The sequence below is a fragment of the Streptomyces sp. TN58 genome (assembly GCF_001941845.1).
Lineage (GTDB): Bacteria > Actinomycetota > Actinomycetes > Streptomycetales > Streptomycetaceae > Streptomyces.
Genome location: NZ_CP018870.1, coordinates 4,245,790 through 4,264,023, shown reverse-complemented (window position 1 = coordinate 4,264,023; position 18,234 = coordinate 4,245,790). Strand labels below are relative to the sequence as shown.

The 18,234-nt window shown below is 70.3% G+C and carries 24 protein-coding genes; 9 read left to right on the top strand and 15 right to left on the bottom strand.

Annotated elements, in window-relative coordinates; genetic code table 11:
* The first annotated feature begins 11 nt into the window (after nt 1-11).
* From BSL84_RS19405 to BSL84_RS19385, 5 genes are read left to right on the top strand one after another with little or no spacing between them, the layout of a single operon-like run.
* Entirely contained in the window at nt 12-455 is a 444-nt protein-coding gene (locus tag BSL84_RS19405) for a hypothetical protein (protein WP_234308349.1), read from the top strand.
* Nucleotides 452-1,855: a hypothetical protein gene (locus tag BSL84_RS19400; protein ID WP_052680488.1), complete on the top strand. Its 1,404-nt coding sequence runs from the start codon at nt 452-454 to the stop codon at nt 1,853-1,855. The genes BSL84_RS19405 and BSL84_RS19400 overlap by 4 nt, the downstream gene beginning before the upstream one ends.
* Nucleotides 1,852-2,172 carry a hypothetical protein gene (locus tag BSL84_RS19395; RefSeq protein ID WP_051873369.1) on the top strand — a complete coding sequence of 107 codons (321 nt, stop codon included), beginning with the start codon at nt 1,852-1,854 and terminating at the stop codon, nt 2,170-2,172. The genes BSL84_RS19400 and BSL84_RS19395 overlap by 4 nt, the downstream gene beginning before the upstream one ends.
* Nucleotides 2,145-2,483, top strand: coding sequence for a hypothetical protein (locus BSL84_RS36150; protein ID WP_075970823.1), 339 nt, complete (start codon nt 2,145-2,147; stop codon nt 2,481-2,483). The genes BSL84_RS19395 and BSL84_RS36150 overlap by 28 nt, the downstream gene beginning before the upstream one ends.
* A 3-nt stretch (nt 2,484-2,486) precedes the next feature.
* On the top strand, nt 2,487-2,807 hold the full coding sequence (locus BSL84_RS19385; protein ID WP_045321398.1) for a hypothetical protein: 321 nt from the start codon (nt 2,487-2,489) through the stop codon (nt 2,805-2,807).
* A 118-nt stretch (nt 2,808-2,925) separates the two neighbouring features.
* Here the strand turns inward: BSL84_RS19385 and BSL84_RS19380 are convergent, their stop codons facing one another.
* From BSL84_RS19380 to BSL84_RS19360, 5 genes are all read right to left on the bottom strand, one after another.
* Nucleotides 2,926-4,266, bottom strand: a complete 1,341-nt coding sequence (locus BSL84_RS19380) for a dicarboxylate/amino acid:cation symporter (protein WP_045321399.1) — start codon at nt 4,264-4,266, stop codon at nt 2,926-2,928.
* A 392-nt stretch (nt 4,267-4,658) separates the two neighbouring features.
* Complete coding sequence (locus tag BSL84_RS19375) at nt 4,659-4,970, bottom strand: DUF4229 domain-containing protein (RefSeq protein ID WP_030026286.1); 312 nt, start codon at nt 4,968-4,970, stop codon at nt 4,659-4,661.
* Between the two features lie 133 nt (nt 4,971-5,103).
* Nucleotides 5,104-5,628, bottom strand: coding sequence for a GNAT family N-acetyltransferase (locus BSL84_RS19370; protein WP_075970822.1), 525 nt, complete (start codon nt 5,626-5,628; stop codon nt 5,104-5,106).
* Nucleotides 5,629-5,740: 112 nt separating this feature from the next.
* Nucleotides 5,741-6,904 carry an aminofutalosine synthase MqnE gene (mqnE, locus tag BSL84_RS19365; RefSeq protein ID WP_030026283.1) on the bottom strand — a complete coding sequence of 388 codons (1,164 nt, stop codon included), beginning with the start codon at nt 6,902-6,904 and terminating at the stop codon, nt 5,741-5,743.
* A gap of 61 nt (nt 6,905-6,965) precedes the next feature.
* On the bottom strand, nt 6,966-7,421 hold the full coding sequence (locus BSL84_RS19360; RefSeq protein ID WP_030026281.1) for an Lrp/AsnC family transcriptional regulator: 456 nt from the start codon (nt 7,419-7,421) through the stop codon (nt 6,966-6,968).
* 122 nt (nt 7,422-7,543) lie between these two features.
* On the opposite strand from BSL84_RS19360, the gene BSL84_RS37485 reads away from it, so the two are divergent.
* Entirely contained in the window at nt 7,544-7,678 is a 135-nt protein-coding gene (locus BSL84_RS37485) for a hypothetical protein (RefSeq protein WP_257857992.1), read from the top strand.
* On the opposite strand, the gene BSL84_RS19355 is transcribed toward BSL84_RS37485, so the two are convergent.
* Nucleotides 7,675-8,379 (bottom strand): UbiX family flavin prenyltransferase, encoded by a 705-nt coding sequence (locus BSL84_RS19355; RefSeq protein WP_037660640.1) that lies wholly within the window; start codon nt 8,377-8,379, stop codon nt 7,675-7,677. The genes BSL84_RS37485 and BSL84_RS19355 overlap by 4 nt on opposite strands.
* Nucleotides 8,380-8,465: 86 nt before the next feature.
* On the opposite strand from BSL84_RS19355, the gene BSL84_RS19350 reads away from it, so the two are divergent.
* Nucleotides 8,466-9,071, top strand: coding sequence for a rhomboid family intramembrane serine protease (locus tag BSL84_RS19350; protein WP_030026278.1), 606 nt, complete (start codon nt 8,466-8,468; stop codon nt 9,069-9,071).
* Between the two features lie 16 nt (nt 9,072-9,087).
* Here BSL84_RS19350 and BSL84_RS19345 read toward each other — a convergent pair whose 3' ends face one another.
* From BSL84_RS19345 to BSL84_RS19330, 4 genes are all read right to left on the bottom strand, one after another.
* Nucleotides 9,088-9,657, bottom strand: coding sequence for a Uma2 family endonuclease (locus tag BSL84_RS19345; protein WP_045321428.1), 570 nt, complete (start codon nt 9,655-9,657; stop codon nt 9,088-9,090).
* A 99-nt stretch (nt 9,658-9,756) separates the two neighbouring features.
* Nucleotides 9,757-10,677 carry a menaquinone biosynthesis prenyltransferase MqnP gene (gene mqnP / locus BSL84_RS19340; RefSeq protein WP_030026275.1) on the bottom strand — a complete coding sequence of 307 codons (921 nt, stop codon included), beginning with the start codon at nt 10,675-10,677 and terminating at the stop codon, nt 9,757-9,759.
* Entirely contained in the window at nt 10,677-11,150 is a 474-nt protein-coding gene (locus BSL84_RS19335; protein WP_030026272.1) for a hypothetical protein, read from the bottom strand. Before BSL84_RS19335 ends, mqnP begins: the two co-directional genes overlap by 1 nt.
* Nucleotides 11,147-12,604: a menaquinone biosynthesis decarboxylase gene (locus tag BSL84_RS19330; RefSeq protein WP_045321402.1), complete on the bottom strand. Its 1,458-nt coding sequence runs from the start codon at nt 12,602-12,604 to the stop codon at nt 11,147-11,149. Before BSL84_RS19330 ends, BSL84_RS19335 begins: the two co-directional genes overlap by 4 nt.
* 90 nt (nt 12,605-12,694) lie before the next feature.
* On the opposite strand from BSL84_RS19330, the gene BSL84_RS19325 reads away from it, so the two are divergent.
* Nucleotides 12,695-13,039 (top strand): PLD nuclease N-terminal domain-containing protein, encoded by a 345-nt coding sequence (locus tag BSL84_RS19325; protein WP_030026269.1) that lies wholly within the window; start codon nt 12,695-12,697, stop codon nt 13,037-13,039.
* A 42-nt stretch (nt 13,040-13,081) separates the two neighbouring features.
* On the opposite strand, the gene BSL84_RS19320 is transcribed toward BSL84_RS19325, so the two are convergent.
* A complete protein-coding gene (locus tag BSL84_RS19320; protein WP_234308351.1) occupies nt 13,082-13,447 on the bottom strand; it encodes a cupin domain-containing protein in 366 nt (121 codons plus the stop codon).
* 114 nt (nt 13,448-13,561) lie between these two features.
* Between BSL84_RS19320 and BSL84_RS19315 the strand changes: the two genes are divergently transcribed.
* Nucleotides 13,562-14,026, top strand: coding sequence for a MarR family winged helix-turn-helix transcriptional regulator (locus BSL84_RS19315; protein ID WP_030026266.1), 465 nt, complete (start codon nt 13,562-13,564; stop codon nt 14,024-14,026).
* A 49-nt stretch (nt 14,027-14,075) separates the two neighbouring features.
* On the opposite strand, the gene BSL84_RS19310 is transcribed toward BSL84_RS19315, so the two are convergent.
* Genes BSL84_RS19310 through BSL84_RS19295 form a run of 4 tightly spaced genes read right to left on the bottom strand, consistent with a single transcriptional unit; the run spans nt 14,076 to nt 18,231 of the window.
* A complete protein-coding gene (locus BSL84_RS19310) occupies nt 14,076-14,591 on the bottom strand; it encodes an SRPBCC domain-containing protein (RefSeq protein ID WP_030026264.1) in 516 nt (171 codons plus the stop codon).
* A gap of 25 nt (nt 14,592-14,616) precedes the next feature.
* A complete protein-coding gene (ccsB, locus tag BSL84_RS19305; RefSeq protein WP_045321404.1) occupies nt 14,617-15,699 on the bottom strand; it encodes a c-type cytochrome biogenesis protein CcsB in 1,083 nt (360 codons plus the stop codon).
* Nucleotides 15,696-17,444, bottom strand: coding sequence for a cytochrome c biogenesis protein ResB (resB, locus tag BSL84_RS19300; protein WP_045321405.1), 1,749 nt, complete (start codon nt 17,442-17,444; stop codon nt 15,696-15,698). The genes ccsB and resB overlap by 4 nt, the downstream gene beginning before the upstream one ends.
* Before the next feature lie 13 nt (nt 17,445-17,457).
* Nucleotides 17,458-18,231 (bottom strand): cytochrome c biogenesis CcdA family protein, encoded by a 774-nt coding sequence (locus BSL84_RS19295; RefSeq protein WP_037660637.1) that lies wholly within the window; start codon nt 18,229-18,231, stop codon nt 17,458-17,460.
* Nucleotides 18,232-18,234 lie beyond the last annotated feature (3 nt).

Below are 18,234 nucleotides of genomic sequence, written 5' to 3'. Positions count from 1 at the left end.
CCAGGGGATACATGTCGTTCGACGAAGAATGGGCCGGGCACAAGGCCGCCGCCCTGGCCGGGCGGGAGTCGCCCGCCATGCGGCTCAACCAGGTGGCGCCCGACGCGGGCGGCGGCGGCGCGGCCGGTTCTCTGGTGGCCGGGGCCCCGTCCATCAACGGCAACGCCAACCTCCTCATCGAGATCGCCGCGCTGCTCCACGAGGGCCGCCCGGACGGCGACGCGAGCACCATGGCCCGCGCACCCCGCGCGCACGAGGACGTCTCGAAGGAAGTCTTCCGCTTCGCCCGATTCGCCGACGACCAGTTCAAGGACACCATCGCCCTGTTCGCCGGCCTGGCCACCCGCCTGAAGACCACCGGCACCAGCTTCGCCCAGGTGGATCACGGCACGGCCCGCAACTTCCTCGACCGCGTTCTGGAGTACGGGGCCTACGTGAAGCCGGAGGCCAAGTGAGCGGCCTGAGTTACCGCAAGGATGTCGAGTTCCTGGAGGAGTGCAACCCAGCACTCGTCGAGCGCAATGCTGCAGAGTTCCGCCGACTGCGCGACCTCCTCGTGCAGGTCGAGGAACCCGCCCGGCGCGCGGAGACCCGTACGGAGTGGCACAGCGACGGCAGCCACACGTACACCAAGCGCCTCACCGAGGCCCGTCGGCTGGTGGCGGATATGGCCCAGGGGTACGACAAGGCTGCCAGTGCTCTGCATGCCTATGCGGCTGCGATGGCCACCGCCAAGTCGCACTACCTCAACGGCAGGAGAGCGGAGCGGGCGCTCGCCGGGCTGATCGCCACGAAGGGCACCGCGATCACCCGCACGGCGCAGGAGGCTGAGCCGATGCGGCAGTGGGAGGACATGCGGGCGACCACCGGGTTTCTGGACGGGCTCGCCGAGCTCACCATGGACGTGGACGACATCCGCGACGAGGCCAACCGACTCCACGACGCCGCGGGCGGCAATTTCCGTCTCGCGAAGACCACTGAGCAGGAGGCGCGCGGTACCTGCGTGCATGCGCTGAAGCAAGCCTACGAGTTGCTGCCCGAGTTCAAGCTGCAGGGCGGCGGCGCTCGACCCGACCTGTACGCGGCGATGGCCGATATCCGCCGGGAGGCGGCGGAAGCAGCCGCCAACCCGCTGACGCACCTCCCGGGCGGCGGCCCGAAGCGGGAGACGCCGAGCCCTGTCGGCCCGGACACCCTGATCTCACCTCAACTGCGGGACATCCGAATGCGGGTGGCGGGACTGCCCGGCGAAGCGGCCGACACCTTCTGGCGCGCTCCGGAAGGTGACAGGGAGAAGTCCGCGTGGATCGGGCAGAACAAGGAGATCCTGCGGGCGGCCGCCCAGCACGCGGGGCTGCCCGAGGAACTCGTGGCGGGTATCGCGTACAAGGAGATAGCCGGGCAGCCCGGCTTTGCCGACAACGCCGTCGACTTCGCCCGTAGGTCGGCCGACGACACACCCTGGGGATTGTTTCCCGTCACTGCGGAAAATCTGCCGTCGCGGCTCGGCGGAAACGTGGACGAGACTTCGTTCGGACCGATCGCCATTCAGCTCCGGCGCGGCGCCGAGGTGCTCGGCTACGATCCCGAGAACCTCACCGAGCGACAGCAGCACGTGGTGCAGGGAGCGCTCCAGGACCCCAAGCAGAACGCGTTCATCGCGGCCGGCTTCCTGGCACAGATCAAGGCGGAGACTGCCTACGCCGACGTCCCGGCCGATCAGCTGACCCCGGCCCAGATGCAGGAGATCGCCGCCCGATACAACGGTGGGCCGTACTGGGAGTCGAAGAAGGGGCAGGACTACGGCAACGAGTTCGTCGACAACCTCGGCAAGGTGAGAGAGGCAATGCGATGACAGACGGCGGCGAGGCCATCGGCCTGCCCAAGCACCTTCGGTGGGTGCGCTGGGTACTCGGAGTCCCGCTCGGGCTCCTGCACGCACTGAACGCCGCGATCGTGTATGCCATCGTCTCTGCCGGACCGGCGGGCGAATGGGACACTGCGGGGTACGAAGGGACCGCCGCCGGCGCCTTCCTGGCCATCATCCTCAGCGTGGTCACGCTGCTGATCACCCTCGTCCCGCCCGTCCGCAGGGCCCTCGGCCTGTGGTGGCTCCTCCCGCCCGTCGTCCTGGGGGTGATCACATGGGTGCGTATCGCAACGCTCGACTGAGGCTCCGCCGCGAGAACGTCGACCTGCCCGAGGACCAGGGGTGCCTGCGGTGGGTACTGGGCGTGCCGCTCGGTTTGATCTACGCGTTCGCCGCCTACTGCTGCTACCTGGCCTTGGCTTCGCGGCCGAGTCCGCGCGATCACCCGTTGCGTTCGGACATGCAGTACCTCGCCTACTTCTCCATCACCCTCTGCGCCGTCGGCCTGCTGCTCACCCTCACCCCGGTGTTCCGCCGGACCATGGGCAAGTGGTGGTACATCCTGCCGCTGCTGCTCGCCGCCGTCGCGTACGTCCGATCGGTCACGGTCTGATCGATGACCGACCGCAGCGAGACAATCGACCTGCCCGAGGACCAGGGGTGCCTGCGGTGGGTACTGGGCGTGCCGCTCGGGATCATCCACCTGCTCAACACCATCGCCGTGGTCGGGGCCCTGTTCGCCGGGCCGCAGGGCGAGTGGGACCACCAGGGCTACGCGGGCGTTGCCGCGATGTGCTTCGTCTCCCTGCACCTGAGCGCGCTGGGACTGCTGATCACCCTCATCCCCAGGGTGCGCCGGACCATGGGCCCGTGGTGGCTCGCCCCGCCCCTCGCCCTCGGCCTGATCGCGTACATCCGAGCCGCGACGCTCGGCTGAGCCGCCGCCGGGGCTTCGCCCGGCCGGCGATCTGTCGGCTGACCCGCCGCAGCCCCCGCCCGGACGGGGGCGGGGGCTGCGGCGGGTGTGCGGCCGGGGACCCGGCGGGCCGGGCGATTCAGGCGGTCGCGGCGGCCGGCTGCGGGGTGGCGTCGATGACGGCCGGGGCGTCGGGCTCGTCCAGCGGGGAGCCCCCCGAAGCGGTCGCGTAGGCCTCCTTGTCCAGGATGCCCTCGCGAGCCGAGACGATGACCGGTACCAGCGCCTGGCCCGCGACGTTCGTGGCCGTGCGGATCATGTCCAGGATCGGGTCGATCGCCATCAGCAGGCCGACGCCGGCGAGCGGGAGGCCGAGGGTGGAGAGGGTCAGCGTCAGCATGACGGTCGCGCCGGTCAGGCCGGCCGTCGCGGCGGAGCCGATGACCGAGACGAAGACGATGAGGAGGTACTCCTTGATGCCCAGCTGCACGTCGAAGATCTGCGCGATGAAGATCGCGGCGAGCGCCGGGTAGATCGCGGCGCAGCCGTCCATCTTGGTGGTCGCGCCGAACGGGACGGCGAAGGAGGCGTACTCCTTCGGGACGCCGAGGCGTTCGGTGACCTTCTGGGTGACCGGCATGGTGCCGACGGAGGAGCGGGAGACGAAGGCCAGCTGGATGGCCGGCCAGGCGCCCTTGAAGAACTGGAGCGGGTTGACCTTGGCGACCGTCGCGAGCAGCAGCGGGTAGACGCCGAACATCACGAGCGCGCAGCCGATGTAGATGTCGGCGGTGAAGGTGGCGTACTTGCCGATCAGGTCCCAGCCGTACGTGGCGATCGCGGTGCCGATGAGGCCGACGGTGCCGATCGGGGCGAGGCGGATGACCCACCACAGGGCCTTCTGGAGGAGCTCCAGGGCGGATTCGGCCAGGTCGAGGACCGGCTTGGCCTTGGCGCCGAGCTGGAGGGCGGCGATGCCGGCGACCACGGCGAGGAAGACGATCTGAAGGACCTTCAGCTCGGTGAACGGCGTGACGATGTCGGTCGGCACGATGCCGGTCAGGAAGTCGATCCAGGAGCCGGTCTTCTTCGGGTCCTTGCCGTCGGCGGCGGTGAGGCCGGTGCCCGCGCCGGGGTCGGTCAGCAGGCCGATGCCGATGCCGATACCGACCGCGATCAGCGAGGTGATCATGAACCAGAGGAGGGTGCGGGAGGCGAGGCGCGCCGCGTTGTTCACCTTCCGCAGGTTGGTGATCGACACGAGGATCGCGAAGAAGACGAGCGGTGCGATGGCCAGCTTGAGCAGCTGGACGAAGATGTCGCCGGTCTTCTCCAGCGTGGTGGCGAGCCAGCTGACGTCCTGGCTTCGGGCTATCCAGCCGAAGAGGACGCCGAGGGCGAGACCGGCGACGATCTGGGCCCAGAAGGGGAACTTGAACGAGGCCTTGGCAGGGGCCTGTGGGGTCGCGGACACGGACACTCTCCGGAGGTGGCGCACGAAGTGAGGGGGGTGGTTCTGCGTGGTGATGCGGTGCGGCAGCAGCCAGGAAGGGCCGGCCGGGACCGCTGCTGTATCGATTCAGCTCAACAGCAACAGGCCGCGGACGCGCGGCGGCAGAGGTCGACGTGCAGGCGCGTCACGAGCGGGACGCTCGCGATCATCGGGTGCGCAGCTGAGGTCAACATGTTGAACACGCTAACACCTTCCCTTTGGGATTCTCAAAGGGGCCCTTTGAGACAGCGGCGCACGGGGCCCTCTTGCGCGGGCCGGAGAAACACCGACGCCCCAGCGTTCACGGGCGGTGTACCCGGTGCTGGGGCGTTGCGTGGGGGGTGCGGCTGTGTGACGAAGCCAACGGGGGCGTTACGGCGTCACGACCCGACGCGGGCCGCGTCGTCGGCCTGGTCCTCCTGGCTGCGGTTCGCGGCGAGCTTCTGCTTCGCGCCCGCGACGCGCCCGGAGATCTGCGCGGACATCTCGTCGCGCTGCTTGCGCAGGAGGACGAAGGAGAGCGGGGCGGAGAGGACGAGGGCGAGCAGCACGACCCAGGCGCCGTTGGCGTCGCCGAGTCCGGCGGGCACCCAGCGGAGCCGGACGAGGACGGCGACGACGGCGAGGCAGCCGACGAAGATGCCCAGGCGCATCGCGGTGTATCGGATCGTTGCGCTCGGCTTGAGGGACACGGTGACCCCTTTTCTCTCGTCGTTGCGTGGCGGTCGTCGCGGTCGTGGTCGGTACGTCGTACGCGGCACGGTGCCCGTCCAGTGAAGCACGCCCGGGCCCGGCCCCGGCCCGGCGGGGTGCGGGGGCGGCCCGTCAGTGCAGCGGCAGCAGCATCACGATGTCGTCGCGGTCGTCGCCGGGGGCCACGCGGATGGCGCCGGGGACGCGGCCGACCTCCTTGTACCCGCAGGAGGAGTAGAAGCGCTCCAGGCCGAGGCCGCCGCGGCAGGTGAGGCGGATGGCGTCGATGCCCTCGATGGAGCGGGCGGCGGCCTCGGTCGCAGCCATGAGGTCGCGGCCGAAGCCCTTGCCCTGGTGACGCGGATGGACCATCACCGTGTAGGCCCACAGCCAGTGCCGCTGGAGGCGGTGCGTGTTGTGGGCGAGGAAGGCGGCCGCGGCGACCGTGCCGTCCCCGTCGTGCCCGACGAGGAGCCTGCAGGTGCCTTCGGCGACGCCGGCGAGGTGCTTGTCGAGCGAGGGGCGGACGTCGTCACGGGTGACCGGCGGTACGAAGCCCACGGCTCCGCCCGCGTTGGACACGTCGGTCCAGAGCTCCAGGACTCCGGCGTGCAGAGTGGGGCCGACGACCGGATCTAGGGTGAATGTAAGGGCCATTCACTCACTTTATCTATTACCCAATCGGCCCGTCCAGCAGGAGCCGTCCAGGAAAGGCCGAACCCCGGCCCTTCGGGCCGGGGTCGACGTGCCAGGACGGGGTCGGCGCGGATCAGACGCGCATCGCCTGCGGGGTCTCGCGCAGGTCCGCGTCCGGGCCGGGGTACTCGCGGATGATCTCGTAGCGCGTGTTGCGCTCGACCGGGCGGAAGCCGGCCTCGCGGATCAGCTCCAGCAGGTCCTCACGGCCCAGCTTGTTCGGGGTGCCGTAGTTGTCCGCGTCGTGGGTGATCTTGTACTCGACGACCGAGCCGTCCATGTCGTCCGCACCGTGCTGGAGCGCGAGCTGGGCGGTCTGCACGCCGTGCATCACCCAGAAGACCTTCACGTGCGGCACGTTGTCGAAGAGCAGCCGCGAGACGGCGAAGGTCTTCAGCGCCTCGGCGCCGGTGGCCATCGTCGTGCGCGCCTGGAGCTTGTTGCGCACCTTGCCGTCCTGCATGTCCACGAAGTCGTGCTGGTAGCGCAGCGGGATGAAGACCTGGAAGCCGCCGGTCTCGTCCTGGAGCTCGCGCAGGCGCAGCACGTGGTCCACGCGGTGGCGCGGCTCCTCGATGTGCCCGTACAGCATGGTCGAGGGGGTCTTGAGGCCCTTCGAGTGCGCGAGGCGGTGGATGCGCGACCAGTCCTCCCAGTGGGTGCGGTGGTCGACGATGTGCTGGCGGACCTCCCAGTCGAAGATCTCCGCGCCGCCGCCGGTCAGGGACTCCAGGCCCGCCTCGATCAGCTCGTCCAGGATGTCCGAGGCCGACATGCCGGAGATCGTCTCGAAGTGGTGGATCTCGGTCGCCGTGAACGCCTTCAGGGAGACGTTCGGCAGCGCCTTCTTCAGCTCGGAGAGCGAGCGCGGGTAGTAGCGCCACGGCAGGTTCGGGTGCAGGCCGTTGACGATGTGCAGCTCGGTCAGGTTCTCCGTCTCCATGGCCTTGGCCAGGCGGACGGCCTCCTCGATGCGCATCGTGTACGCGTCCTTCTCGCCCGGCTTGCGCTGGAAGGAGCAGTACGCGCACGACGCGGTGCACACGTTGGTCATGTTGAGGTGCCGGTTGACGTTGAAGTGGACGACGTCACCGTTCTTGCGCGTACGCACCTCGTGGGCGAGGCCGCCGAGCCAGGCCAGGTCGTCCGACTCGTAGAGGGCGATGCCGTCCTCACGGGTCAGCCGCTCGCCGGAGCGGACCTTCTCCTCCAGCTCACGCTTGAGCCCAGCGTCCATGTACCGGTCGCCTCCTCTAGATGCCTCTTGCCTGTCCTGCAAACCCTGACCAACCGTACTCTCAGGCTTCCTCGGGCAGCTCCCCGACCCGGTTCTCCCACTTCGTGGACAGCACGATGGTCGTGCGGGTGCGGGAGACGCCCTTGGTTCCGGACAGCTTGCGGATGATCTTCTCCAGGCCGTCCACGTCGCTGGCGCGGACCTTGAGCATGTAGGAGTCGTCGCCGGCGATGAACCAGCAGTCCTCGATCTCCGCGAGGTCGCGCAGCCGCCGGGCCACGTCCTCGTGGTCGGCGGCGTCGGAGAGGGAGATGCCGATCAGCGCCGTGACGCCGAGGCCGAGCGAGGCCGAGTCGACCGTCGCGCGGTAGCCGGTGATGACACCGGCCGTCTCCAGACGGTTGATGCGGTCGGTGACGCTCGGGCCGGAGAGGCCCACGAGACGGCCCAGCTCCGCGTACGAGGCGCGCCCGTTCTCCCGGAGTGCCTGGATGAGCTGCCTGTCCACCGTGTCCATTACGTGGAGCCTTCCATTATTCGGCGATCCTGCAAGTCTAGGTATAGAATCTAAGGCACACAGGGTCAACACCCTGCGATTGCTTTCATCAGATCAGCGACGATCTTCAGGAGTGGTACACCGTGTTCACGATCGAGATGGCGCACGCACACATGCGACAGCTCCAGGAGCTGGCCAACCGATCCCGAGCCCACCAGCCCGCCGCGGCCGTCCGCGTCGACAAGGCCCGCAAGCCGCTGGGCCGCAAGAAGGCCTAGTCACCGACCGCGTCACCACCGTTCTCCCCTCGGGGGGAGCGGGAGCCTCCCAGCTCCCCCTCCCAGCGGCGGTACAGCCGGTGCGGCACCCCTGCCGCGTCCAGCACCCGCCCGGCGACGAAGTCCACCAGATCCTGGATGTGCGTCGCACCCGCGTAGAAGGCCGGAGAGGCGGGCAGCACGACCGCGCCCGCCTCGTCCAGCGCCACCAGGTGCTTCAGCGTCTGACCGTTCAGCGGGGTCTCCCGCACCGCGACCACCAGCCGGCGCCGCTCCTTGAGCGTCACGCTCGCGACGCGCTGGAGCAGGTCCTTCGACAGCCCGAGCGCCACCCCCGCCACGCAGGCCGTGGACGCCGGGACGATCAGCATCCCCTTGACCGGGTACGAGCCCGAGCTCGGGCCCGCGGCCAGGTCCCCGGCGCCCCAGTAGCGGACGTCCGCGTCCGCGCCCAGGCCCTCGAAGGTCCCCGGCTTCCCGTCGGCCCCGTGTGCCAGCCACTCCGCGAGGTCCTCGCGCCAGTGCGCGTCGCGGAAGGCGATCCCGGTCTCGTCCAGCAGGGTGAGGCGCGAGGCCCGGCTCACGACCAGGTCGACGCTCTCCCCCGCGGCGAGCAGCCCGCGGAGCACCGCCGCCGCGTACGGCGTCCCGGATGCTCCGGAAACCCCCACCACCCACGGGGTGCGATTGCGCTCTGTCATACCTCCGAGACTATCCGGCCATGCCCGGCGGGCACTCAGTAAGGTGACCGGACGTTCCCGTGAGGGGAGCCGCGAAGGGGGCGAAGATGAACACGACGGTGGATACCGGCTGGACGCGGGCCGGGCGGGCGAAGGCCGCCGCCCAGCTGATGCTGGGCTGGGTCGCGCTGCTGTGGATCCTGGAAGTCGTCGACCACGCCACCGGCCACGCCCTCGACCAGTACGGCATCGTCGCCCGCGACCCCGGCAGCCTCACCGGCGTCGTCTCCGCGGGCTTCCTCCACTTCGGCTTCGACCACGTCGCGTCCAACAGCGTGCCCCTGCTGGTCCTCGGCTTCATAGCCGCCCTGTCCGGGATCCGCCGGTTCCTCGCGGTGTGCGGTCTGATCATGCTGGCCGACGGCCTCGGCACCTGGCTCATATCCCCGTCCGGGACCATGACGCTGGGTGCCTCCGGCATCGTCTTCGGCCTCTTCGGCTACCTGCTCGTACGGGGCTTCGTGGAGCGCCGGGCGCTGGGCATCGCCGTGGCCGTCGGTGTCGCGGCCGTCTGGGGCACCACGATCGTCTCCGGCGTCCTCCCGACGGACTCGGGCGTCAGCTGGCAGGGCCACCTGTGCGGACTGGTGGCGGGCGTCGTGACGGCCCTGTACTTCCGCCGCCCGGCCCGACGCCCGGCCGTCACGGCCTGACGGCAGCCGGCCGCCCTCACGGGCTGACGGCGCCGGGATCCACGGGCAGGCCCGCGGTGTCGATCAGCAGCTTGCCGATCCCCGTCTCGACCGCGACTCTCCCGCCGTACGGGATGGTGTCCCGGCCGCGGTAGCCGTCGGGGCCGGGGTTCCACAGGGTCACGCAGTGCGCCTTGTACGGATCGAAGATCAGGTAGTGCGGGATGCCGCGCCGGGCGTAGGCCCGGTCCTTCACCTCGTAGTCGTTGCGGACGCTGCTCGGGGAGACGACCTCGACGGCCAGCTCGATGAGGTCGGGCGGGTAGGCGCTGAGGTTCTTACGGCGCTCGGCATCCGGAATGACGGCGAGGTCCGGGCAGAACTCGTTGCTTTCGTCGAAGGGGACCGCGACATCGGAGATGAAGGCCCACCCGGTCGGGAGTTGCGGTTTCAACAAGTCCCGCACGTCCCAGATCGTCTCGTTGTGGTGGGGCTTGACCGGGCTCATCACGATGGCACCCTCGACAATCTCGGTCCGGTACCCCGGGAACATGTCCTCGTACCGGCTGAGCTGTGAGTGCAGGCGGTCGCTATCCGAGATGGTCACGTCGGCCTCCCTGTCCATGCACTCGATGTTAGGGCGCACGGTAGCGAGAAGGTCAGACCCCGAACGACCAGATGCCGATCGACCCACCCGATGGAGCTACTACACCGTCAGGCCGCGGACCACCAGATCGGCCAGGGCGCACACGAACAGGGCGATCCCGATGAAGCCGTTGACCGTGAAGAAGGCACGGTTCAGGCGGGACAGGTCGTGCGGCGTCACGATGGTGTGCTCGTAGACGAACGCGGCGACGACGACCGCGAGGCCGGCCCAGAAGAGGGGGCCCGCGTCCGTGGCGAGCGCGTACCAGGCCAGCAGGGCCGTGGTCACGACGTGCGAGCCGCGCGCCCCCCAGAGGGCGGCCGGGACGCCGAAGCGGGCCGGGACGGACCTGACGCCCTCCGCGCGGTCGGCGGCCACGTCCTGGCAGGCGAAGATCAGGTCGAAGCCGCCGATCCACACGCCGACCGCGAGGCCCAGGATCACCGCGTCCCAGGACCACTCGCCGGTGATCGCCAGCCAGGCCCCGACCGGGCCCATCGCCTGGGCCAGGCCCAGGATGGCGTGCGGGAAGTCCGTGAACCGCTTGCCGTACGGGTAGACCACCATCGGGATCACGGCGACCGGCGCGAGCGCCAGGCACAGGGGATTGAGCAGGGCCGCCGAGCCCAGGAAGACCACCAGCGCGATCCCCGCGCCGGTCCAGGCCGAACGGACCGAGACCGCGCCGGTGACCAGCTCGCGGCCGGCCGTCCGCGGGTTGCGGGCGTCGATCTCGCGGTCGATGATCCGGTTCGCGGCCATGGCGAAGGTACGCAGCCCCACCATGCACACGGTGACGAGCAGCAGCCTGCCCCAGTGCACGGTCCGGTCGAGCTGGAACATGGCGGTCAGCGCCGCGATGTAGGCGAAGGGCAGCGCGAAGACCGAGTGCTCGATCATCACCAGCCGCAGGAAGGCCCTGACCTTGCCGGCGGCCTCCGGCGCGGGCCCCTGTCCGACCACTCCGTCGGCGGTGGTCATCATGCGAGTTCCCCCCGGAACCGTTCGAGTTCGGCCAGCAGTTCCGCCGCCGGCAGCGCGCCGAGCTCCAGCGTCCGGGCCGCGGGGCCGTCCTCGTCGCCCTCGGGCGGGGTGATGTGCGCGGTGACCGTCCAGTCCGCGCCGGCGGGCCGGGCGTCCAGGCGCAGGAAGTTGCCGGCCTCCACGGTGAAGGGCTCGGCCGCGGCCAGGGCCTGCTGCACCTGCTCCGCGAAGGCGTCCGCCTCCGTGTCCCGGGCGCCGGGCAGCTCGAAGCCGTCCCCGTCGCCGTCCGCGTCGTACATCAGCGCCCAGACGTCGCCGGGGCCGGCGAACTCCTCCGGGCTCACGCCGGCCTCCCGGGCCGCCGCGATCACGCCGGGCTGGGTCGGGTCGATCTTCGGCCGCGCCAGGACCACGTACGCCTGCGCGGTGCCGAGGTTGAGTTCCGGGCCCTCGACGGCGATCGGGCTCACAGGCCGTACTCCTTCCAGCGGCGGTCCACGAGGGCGGCGGTGGCCGGGTCGGACTCGACCATGTCGGGCCAGCCGCCGTCGCGGGTGTAGCCCTCCTCGGGCAGCTTCTTCGTCGCGTCGATGCCCGCCTTGCCGCCCCAGAACTGCTGGTAGGAGGCGTGGTCGAGGTGGTCCACCGGCCCCTCGACGACGGTGAGGTCGCGGGAGTAGTCCGTGTTGCCCAGCGCCCGCCAGGACACCTCGTGCAGGTCGTGGACGTCGCAGTCCTTGTCCACCACGATGATCAGCTTGGTCAGCGACATCATGTGGGCGCCCCAGATGGCGTGCATGACCTTCTGCGCGTGCTTGGGGTACTTCTTGTCGATCGAGACGATCGCGCAGTTGTGGAAGCCGCCGGACTCGGGCAGGTGGTAGTCCACGATGTCCGGGACGATGATCTTCAGCAGGGGCAGGAAGAAGCGCTCCGTGGCCCGGCCCAGGGGGCCGTCCTCGGTCGGCGGGCGGCCCACCACGATCGACTGGAGCAGCGGCCGCTTGCGCATCGTGATGCAGTCGATCTTCAGGGCCGGGAAGGGCTCCTGCGGGGTGTAGAAGCCGGTGTGGTCGCCGAAGGGGCCCTCCGGCAGCATCTCGCCGGGCTCCAGCCAGCCCTCGACGACGACCTCCGCGTTGGCCGGGACCTGGAGCGGGACGGTCTTGCAGTCGACCATCTCGATCCGCTTGCCCGCGACGAAGCCGGCGAAGAGGTATTCGTCGATGTCGCCCGGCAGCGGCGCGGTGGACGCGTACGTGACGGCGGGCGGGCAGCCGAAGGCGATCGCGACCGGCAGCCGCTCGCCCTTGGCGGCGGCGACGGCGTAGTGGTTGCGGCTGTCTTTGTGGATCTGCCAGTGCATGCCGATGGTGCGCTTGTCGTGACGCTGCAGCCGGTAGAGGCCGAGGTTGCGCACGCCCGTCTCGGGGTGCTTGGTGTGGGTCAGGCCGAGGTTGAAGAAGGAGCCGCCGTCCTTGGGCCAGGTGAAGAGGGCCGGCAGCAGGTCCAGGTCGACGTCGTCGCCGGTGAGGACGACCTCCTGGACGGGCGCGGAGCCGCCCTTCACCTTCTTCGGCGGGACGTGGACCATCGAGCCGAGCTTGCCGAAGGCCTCGCGGACCCCGATGAAGCCCTGCGGCAGCTCCGGCTTGAGCAGGCCGCCGATCTTCTCGCTGATCTCGGCGTAGGACTTCAGGCCGAGGGCCTTCAGGAGGCGGCGGTCGGTACCGAAGACGTTCATGGCCAGCGGCATCGCCGAGCCCTTGACGTTCTCGAAGAGGAGCGCGGGACCGCCCGCCTTGTTCACTCTGTCGACGATCTCCCCGACCTCCAGGTACGGGTCGACTTCGGCCTTGATGCGCTTGAGGTCGCCCTCTCGCTCCAGAGCCCGGAGCAGCGAGCGGAGATCGTCGTAAGCCATAGGGGTCAGTATCCGTCACCAACTACGCTGGGAGCGTCACCGGGGCCCCCTGCGGGCCCGCCGTCACTGCCCGGGAGTCGGTCCCACACCGTGCTGCGCTATCTGCCGTTCCTGCTGATCATCGCGCTGACCATCTACGCCTTCATCGACTGCCTGAACACGCCGGAGGAGGAGGTCAAGCACCTGCCCAAGGCGATGTGGGTGCTCATCATCCTGCTCTTCTCCGTCGTGGGGCCGGTGGTGTGGCTGTTCGCGGGCAAGAAGCGGGTGGCCTCCGGCGGCGGGCGCGGCCCGCGGGGGCGCGGCCAGTGGGTGGCCCCCGACGACAACCCGGAGTTCCTGAAGTCCCTGCGCGAGGAGCAGGAGAACAAGGACCGGGAGGACCGGGACAAGGGCCGGGACAAGGACCGGGACAAGGACAAGGACTCCGACTGACCCCTGTTCGGGCCGGCCGGACCGGTCGACGGGCGGCGGTCCTCACCGCGCCCAGGGCAGGACGCGGGTGCCGTCCTCGCCCGTCACCGTCACCACGCCGTCCGCGCGCATCGCGACGTAGGCCTGGAAGGCCTCGGGGGCGTGGATCCTGCGCGGTGCGTCCGCGGGCAGGACCAGGGTCCGGCCTGCGGTGACCTTCTCGGTGCGGTCGCCGCAGGTGACCTCCAGGGAGCCGGCGGTCAGGGTCCAGACCTGCTCGCGGCTGACGGAGTGCTCGGGGCCGGTGGCTCCGGCGGGCATGTCGACGTGCCAGGTGCTGAGCTCGGAGCTGCCGCGGCTGGGGGTGGCGAGCGCGGTCATGGTGGCGTTCGGGGTGGTGGTGACGTCGTCGGCGGTGGTGGCGATCACGTGCAAGGCGGGCCTCGTTTCTTCCGGTTCTTCCGGTTCTTCCGACCAGTGAGTCAAGTTGCTTTACTCGCACCGAGTAAAGCAGCTTGACCCCGCCGTGTCACCATGTTTCGCGTGACGAGAGACGACTACGCCGACGTCGAGCTGACGTTCCTGCTCGGCCTGGGCTTCCAGCTGGTGCTGGGCGAGTTCACCCGGCGGCTGGCCGAGGTGGGGCAGGGCGACCTGCGGCCCGTGCACGGCATGGCCTTCCAGGCCCTGAAGGGCGGCGGCGCCACCGCCACCGAGCTCGCCGAACGGCTCGGGGTGACCAAGCAGGCCGCCGGGCAGATCGTCGACGACCTGGAGGCGCGCGGATACGTCCGGCGCGAGCCTCACCCGGAGGGGGGACGCCGCAAGCTGGTGGTCCTCACGGGAGCGGCCCGGGAACACCTCTCCGTCGCCGGGCGGGTCCTGCACCGGTTGGAGGACGAGCTCGCGGGCACCGCCGACCTCGCCGCCCTGCGCCGGGAGCTGGGCCATGTCGTGCGGGCGCTTCACGGGGTGGACGGGCTGCCGCCCCTGCGCCCGGTGTGGTGAGCGCGCGGCACCCCGGGAGGGCGACCGCGATCCGCGCCGGGGCGGGGTCTCAGGACGCCCTGCGGACCTCGCTGAAGGAGGCGTACGAAGCGCGCAGGTCGGCCCAGCGGCGGCCCGTCCAGGCGGACCAGTCCGCCGGCTGCCCCGCCAGCGCGGCCTCCAGCAGCTCGAAGTGCTCGTGCCAGCCGGCCAGGCAGTCCAGGCGGTCCTCGTCGGACCCGCCGCGTTCGTTCAGGAAGCGGATGACCGTGGAGTCGGTGCCCACGGCCTCCAGGTGGAAGCGGATCCGGCCGTGCCCGCTCACCGTGTACTCGGCGACGCGCTCCACGTCCCAGGCCGAGACGTGCCCGCTCGCCACGGTCCCGGTGTTCGGCCAGCGCAGGGTGACGGCCCCGCCGAGGTGCCGCTCCAGGACGTCGGCCGCGGCCAGCCAGCCGCGCAGCCCGTCGGGTGTGGTCACGGCGTGCCAGAGGGCCTCGTAGGAGTAGGGCAGGTGGAGCTCGAAGCGGAGCAGCCAGTGGTTCTCGCCGCGCCGTTCGCTGGTGGCATGGCTCACGAGGGACATGCCACCAGCGTCCCACTCCCGCCGGTCAGACGCCCGCGTACGAGTGCTTGCCGCTGAGCAGGATGTTCACGCCGTAGTAGTTCCAGATCCAGCAGGCGAAGGCGAAGAGCGCCAGGTAGGCGGCCTTGCGGCCCTTCCAGCCGGCGGTGGCGCGGGCGTGCAGGTAGGCGGCGTACGCCACCCACGTCACGAAGGACCAGACCTCCTTGGGGTCCCAGCCCCAGTAGCGGCCCCAGGCGTCGCCGGCCCAGATGGCGCCCGCGATGATCGTGAAGGTCCACAGGGGGAAGACGGCCGCGTTGATGCGGTACGAGAACTTGTCCAGCGAGGCCGCGGACGGCAGCCGCTCCAGGACGGAGGAGGCGATCCTGCCCGGCGTGCCGCCTCCGGCGAGCTTGCCCTCGTAGGCGTCGCGGAAGAGGTAGAGGACCGTGCCGGCCGCGCCGAGGTAGAAGACGGCGCCGCAGAAGATGGCGGTGGAGACGTGGATCCACAGCCAGTACGAGTGCAGGGCCGGGACCAGCTGGTCGCTGTCGGTGTAGAGCCAGGTGACGGCGATGCCGAGGTCGAGCAGGACGGTGGTGACCAGGATCAGGCCGAGCCAGCGGACGTTCTTCCTCAGGGCGAGGAGCACCAGGTAGGTGCCGACGGCCACCGTGGAGAAGGTGATCGAGAACTCGTACATGTTGCCCCAGGGGGCCCGCTCGACCGACATGGCGCGGGTGACGACGCCGGCCGCCTCGACGAGGAAGGCGAGCGCGGTCAGCGAGACCGCGATCCGGCCGTACAGGTCGCCCTGCGCGGTGCCGCCGGCGGCGCCGGGGCCGTCGGGGACGTCACGGGTCCCGGCGCCGGAGCGGGTGGTGACCTTCGGCCGGTCCAGGACGGCGGTGGCGCCGCCCTTGCCCCGGACCTGCACGGCCGGGGCCACGGCCTCCGTGGGGCCGGTCAGCGCGGCGGCCGTACGGGCCACCTTGCTGCGGCTGCCGAAGGTCCACTCGGCGATGTGCGCGAAGAAGGCGAGCGTGTAGACCGCCATCGACGAATAGATCAGGTAGTTGCTGATCTGAGCCAGGTTCTCGTTGGCTGCGGCAGCGAGCGGCGTCATCCGCGCTCTCCTTCGGGGGTTTCTTCGACACGTTTCGAGGAATCTGCGGGGCCGGCGGGCGTCGCGGTCGGCGCCTGTTCGTGCAGCGTGGCGGCGAGCTCCGCCAGCTCCTGCGGCAGTTTGGCGGACTCGCTGCGGCCGAGGCCCGCCATCTCGACGACGGTGACGCCGTCCTCGCCGGTCACCGCGCGCACCCAGATCCGGCGGCGCTGGATGAACAGCGACCCGGCCAGGCCCGCGATGGCGGCGATCGCGCCCGCGAGGGCGAGGCCGCTGCCGGGCTGCCGGGTGACGGAGAAGGTGGCCCAGCGCTCGATGCCCTCGAACTTCACGGTGCCCGCGCCGTCCGGCAGGGCCATCGTCTCGCCGGGCGCCAGCCTCTTGATGAGCTGCTGTCCCGACTCGTCCTTGAACATCTCCATCTTGGAGGTGTCGAGGCGGTAGACGTTCTGCGGCAGGCCCGAGTCCACGCCGAGGCTGCCGTGCCAGGCGTTGAGCATGAGCTGCGGGTTCAGGAGGGCGGGGAACTGGGAGAACATCGTCCCCTTGCCCTCGCCGGCGAAGGTCGGGACGAAGACGGCGGTGAAGCCGAGCTGCTCGGCCTTGCCGTTCTTGTCCTTGTAGCCGTCGGTGACCTTGACGGCTCCCGTGGAGGTGAGGTTGCCGTCCTGCGGGAGGACCGGGACGGCGTCCTTGTAGATCACCTTCCCGGTGGGGTCGGTCACCGAGATGATCGGCGCGTAGCCGTGGCCGAGGAGGTAGACCTTGGACCCGTCGATTTCGAGGGGCTCGTTGACCTGGATCTCGCGCTTCTGCGGCGTTCCGTGGGCGCCCTCGCTGAGGGTGACGTACGCCTTGAAGTCGCGCGGGGTGCCCCGCTGCGGGCCGGACATCTCGTAGGTGGCGTCGAAGCGGTCCAGCGTGAAGCTGAACGGCGGCAGGTCGTCCGGGTGGAAGAGCGTGCCGGGCTTGAAGTCGTCGTACTGGGTGAGCGTGTTCGAGAAGCCGCTGCCGCGCAGGACCAGCTTGCCGCCCTCGGACTTGAAGTACTGGCCCCAGGCGAAGGCGACGAGCATCACGATCAGCGCGACGTGGAAGACGAGGTTGCCGGCCTCGCGGAGGTAGCCCTTCTCGGCCGCGACGTGGGAGCCGCCCGCCTCGGTGCGGAAGCGCCTCCGGCCGAGCATCGTCCGCGCGTACGACAGGACCTCCTCGGGGGTGCTGTCCGTACGCCAGGTGGTGTGGGCGGGCAGCCGGTCGAGCCGCTTGGGGGCGGCCGGCGGGCGGCCGCGGAGCTGGCCGACGAACTGCCAGGCGCGCGGGATGATGCAGCCGATCAGCGAGACGAACAGCAGCAGGTAGATCGCGGAGAACCACACCGAGCTGTAGACGTCGAAGAGCTGGAGCGCCTCGGCGACGCCGACGTAGGAGGAGTGCTCCCGCTTCCACTCGGCGACCTTCATCGCGTCGACGTTGGTCTGCGGGACGAGGGAGCCGGGGATGGCTCCCAGGGACAGCAGGAAGAGCAGGATCAGCGCCACCCGCATGGAGGTGAGCTGCCGCCAGAACCAGCGGGCCCAGCCGATCACGCCGATGCCGACGGGACCGCCGTCCTCGGCGGGGGCGGTGGACAGCTGGGAGCCGGCCGCGGCCTCTGCGGCGTCCGCCGGGGCCGCGGCCTCTGCGGCGTCCGCCGGGACGGGCTCGTGCGACGCCTCGCTGGACGCCTTGTCAGTCGTACTCATGTCCGTCGGTTCCTCAGATCCCCACCGTGAAGCTTTGGGTCCAGGCCTGCATGTCGGTGACGATGCTGTCCCACAAACCTGTGACGAGCAGCAGGCCGGTGAGGATCAGCATGCCGCCGCCGATGCGCATCACCCACGCATAGTGCTTCTTCACCCAGCCGAACGCACCGAGCGCCTTGCGGAAGGCGATCGCGGCGAGGACGAAGGGCACGCCCAGGCCCAGGCAGTAGACCACGGTCAGCAGCGCGCCGCGGCCGGCGCTCGCCTGGTCGAGGGAGAGCGTGGTGACGGCGGCGAGGGTGGGGCCCATGCAGGGGGTCCAGCCGACCCCGAAGAGCACGCCGAGCAGGGGCGCGCCGAGCAGGCCCGCCGCCGGCTTCCGGTGGAAGCGGAACTCCCGCATCGTCAGCCCCGGGATGGCGCCCATGAAGAAGAGGCCCATGAGGATCACCACGGCGCCCAGGACGCGGGAGATGATCTCGTTGTTCTCCCGGAGGGTCTGGCCGAAGAAGCCGAAGAGCGCGCCGGTGGAGACGAAGACGGCGGTGAACCCGGCGATGAACAGCAGCGCGCCCGCCAGCATGCGTCCGCGCCGGGCCTCGGCGAGGTCGGCGCCGCTGACTCCGGTCACGTAGGAGAGGTAGCCGGGGACCAGGGGCAGGACGCAGGGCGAGAAGAAGGAGACCAGTCCGGCGAGGAGCGCGATCGGCAGCGCCAGCAGCAGCGCTCCGTTCAGGACCGTCTCGTTCACCCCGGTGGCCTCGGCGGCGAGCACGTAGTCGACCACGAG